Genomic DNA, 357 nt, shown 5'->3' with positions numbered 1-357 from the left:
GTTTACCGTAACAGATTTAGGAGATGGAACAGCAGAAGCCCAAACGAGTGAAGCAGCAACGATAACGATCACAGTCAATCCAGTGAACACGAAGCCAGCAGCAGATAATCAAGCTGTGGAAACGAATGAAGGAGAATCCGTAGAAATCATCCTTACTGGAAGTGATGATGAAACCAATTCATCTGAGTTATTCTTTAACGTAGATGAATCAAGTGTACAGAACGGAACGATCACAGTAGAAGGTTCGGAAGTCATCTACACCCCAGCAGAAGGATATAACGGCCCAGATACCTTTACGTTTACCGTGACAGATTCAGGAGATGGAAGTGCAGAAGCAGAAATAAGTGAAGTAGCAAC

1 protein-coding gene is annotated in these 357 nt (G+C 43.4%); it reads left to right on the top strand.

Going from position 1 to position 357, the window contains the following annotated elements:
• A partial coding sequence (locus tag Q5Y73_RS24685) for an Ig-like domain-containing protein (protein WP_305994578.1) occupies positions 1-357 on the top strand: 357 nt, incomplete at both ends.

Source organism: Chengkuizengella axinellae (genome assembly GCF_030730905.1).
Lineage (GTDB): Bacteria > Bacillota > Bacilli > Paenibacillales > KCTC-33759 > Chengkuizengella > Chengkuizengella axinellae.
Note: the sequence above shows the minus strand (reverse complement) of the source record. Positions and strands in the feature narration are given on the sequence as shown.